This window comes from Blautia sp. An249 (assembly GCF_002159835.1).
Lineage (GTDB): Bacteria > Bacillota > Clostridia > Lachnospirales > Lachnospiraceae > Blautia_A > Blautia_A avistercoris.
The window spans coordinates 1-2,785 of sequence record NZ_NFJL01000052.1 but is presented as its reverse complement, the minus strand read 5'-3'; the positions used below and the strand labels follow the sequence as shown (position 1 = coordinate 2,785).

2 protein-coding genes and 1 pseudogene are annotated in these 2,785 nt (G+C 59.3%); all 3 read left to right on the top strand.

What is annotated here, in order from left to right:
- Positions 1 to 540, top strand: a pseudogene (locus B5F53_RS19375) (VirB4-like conjugal transfer ATPase, CD1110 family); the annotation flags it as partial.
- A 31-nt stretch (positions 541 to 571) separates the two neighbouring features.
- Complete coding sequence (locus tag B5F53_RS19370) at positions 572 to 2,551, top strand: C40 family peptidase (RefSeq protein WP_087227120.1); 1,980 nt, start codon at positions 572 to 574, stop codon at positions 2,549 to 2,551.
- 22 nt (positions 2,552 to 2,573) lie between these two features.
- The coding region (locus B5F53_RS19365; protein WP_087227118.1) for a DUF4315 family protein at positions 2,574 to 2,785 on the top strand (212 nt) is incomplete at its 3' end.

Genomic DNA, 2,785 nt, shown 5'->3' with positions numbered 1-2,785 from the left:
CACCGTACCAACGTGGACATCCACAGCCGGATTGTGGCCTTTGACATCAAGGAGTTAGGCAAGCAGTTAAAGAAAATTGGTATGCTGATCGTCCAAGACCAGATATGGGGCCGGGTGACGCAGAACCGCAGCCAGGGAAAGGCAACCTGGTTCTTCTGCGACGAATTTCACCTGCTGTTGCGGGAGGAACAGACGGCGGCCTTTTCCTGCGAGATTTGGAAGCGGTTCAGAAAATGGGGCGGCGTCCCGACAGGTGCCACGCAGAACGTCAAAGACCTGCTTTCCTCCCCGGAGATTGAAAATATCCTGGAAAACAGCGACTTTATCTGCCTGTTAAACCAGGCGTCCGGCGACCGCAAAATCCTGGCGGAGCGGCTGAACATCTCTCCCCAGCAGCTACGGTATGTGGACAATTCCGAACCCGGCGAGGGGCTTTTGATTTACGAAAACGTCATTCTGCCCTTTAAGAACCCCATCCCGAAGCACACCCAGCTTTACCAGATTATGACGACCCGGTTAGGCGAGGGGGAAACGGTATGAGGGGCGGGGCCTGGAAAGGAGGCGACGGCCCATGAAGCAGTTAAAACCCCGTGACAAGGTGACGCAGCGCATGACCCGCGACGGGCTGACGCTGGATAACCAGACTACCGGCGAGAGCGCCAACATATCCAGCCGGGAGGCCGAACAGGAGCTTACCGCCCAGCCGGGCGGCGCGGCGGAAAAGGCGCTGGAACGGGCGGGCGCTGTCCACGACCGGCACAAGGCAAAGAAAGCGGCCAGGGACGCTGAACAGGTGGTGGCCGAGGGAGGCGAAGCCCTTCACCGGCCCGCCTCCCGGTTGCAATTTACCGCCGAGGAACGGGCCTCCCCGGAGCTGGCCCCCTATATCCAAAAGTCCGAGAAACGGGCCGACAAGCTGGACGCGGCAAAGGAGGCGCTTCCCCAAAAGCGTGTGCTTACCAAAGAAACCGTCTATGACGCGGCCAGGGGCCGGGCGGTCAACAAACTTCACTTTGAGAAAGTGGAGAAAGACCCGCCCAAGCTGAAACCCCATCCGGCCAGCCGCCCCGTACAGGAGGCGGGCCTTTACCTCCACGGGAAAATCCACGAAGTCGAACAGGAAAATGTGGGTGTGGAGGGCGGCCACAAGGGGGAAGAACTGGCGGAGCGGCAGGCGGGAAAGGCCATCCGCAGCGCCAGACGGCGGCACAAGCTGAAACCCTACCGGGCGGCGGCCAGGGCCGAGAAAAAGTCTATCGCGGCCAACGCCGAGTTTGTGTATCAAAAGTCCCTGCGGGATAACCCGGAAATGGCCCAGGCGGTAAAGAACCCCGTTTCCCGCCTCTGGCAGAAACAGAAAATCAAGCGGGAATACGCCAAAGCAGCGCGGGCGGCAGGCCAGACGGCCCAGGGCGCGGCGGGAGCCGCAGCCAAGGCCGCAAAGAACAGCGCAGCCGCAGCCAAGAGAGCCGCCAAGGAGAGCCAAAAGACCGCTTCCTTTGTGGCCCGGCACTGGAAAGGCGTGCTGCTGATTGGCGGCGTGGGCCTTATGCTTCTGCTGATTATGGGCGGCCTGCAATCCTGCACCGCCATGTTTGGCAGCGCCGGGACGGGACTTGCGGCCACCTCCTATCTCTCCGAGGACAGCGATATGCTGGGGGCCGAGGCCGCCTACTCCGATTTGGAGGCGGATTTGCAGCATGAGCTTGACAACTACGAAAGCCTGCACCCTGGCTACGACGAATACCGCTTTGACCTGGACGAGATCGGCCATGACCCCTATGTGCTGACTTCCATCCTGGCGGCACTCCATGAGGGCGTGTTTACCCTGGACGGCGTGCAGGGCGACCTTGCCATGCTGTTTGAGAAGCAATACACCCTGACGCAGACCATTGAAACGGAAATCCGCTACCGCACCGAAACCCGGACGGACAGCGAGGGTAACGAATACGAGGTGGAGGTTCCCTATACCTACTACATCTGCAACGTGAAGCTCGTCAACAACGACTTATCCCACCTGCCTGTTTCCATCATGGGCGAGGATGAATTGAGTATGTACGCGGCCTATATGCAGACATTAGGGAACCGGCCCGACCTGTTCCCCACCGGCAGCTACCCCAACGCCTCCACCGTCAAGGAGCCGACCTACTATGAAATCCCCCCGGAGGCTTTGGAGGATGAAACCTTTGCGGCCATGATCGCGGAGGCGGACAAGTATGTGGGCTATCCCTATGTGTGGGGCGGTTCCAGCCCGTCCACGTCCTTTGACTGTTCCGGCTTTATAAGCTGGGTACTCAATCACAGCGGATGGAGCGTCGGGCGGCAGACGGCCCAGGGCCTATACAACATCTGCACCCCCGTCACCGCAGGCCAGGCCAAGCCCGGCGACCTGGTGTTTTTTGTCGGCACCTATGACACCCCCGGCGTGTCCCACGTCGGATTGTATGTGGGGAACTCCGTCATGCTGCATTGCGGCGACCCCATTTCTTATACCAACTTAAATTCAAGCTATTGGCAGCAGCACCTATATTGCTATGGGCGTTTACCTTGACGCCAGAAAGGAGTTTTTGATTATGGCAGCAAACAAACTTGACCGTATTGAACGGGACATTGAGAAAACCAAGAGCAAGATCGCGGAATTGCAGAAACAGCTTCGGGAGCTGGAAGCGGCTAAGACCGAACAGGAAAATATGCAGATCGTCCAGCTCGTCCGGGGCCTGAACATGACCCCGCAGGAATTTGCGGCTTTTGTCCGGGGCGGCGCTTTGCAGGCACCCCCGGCCCC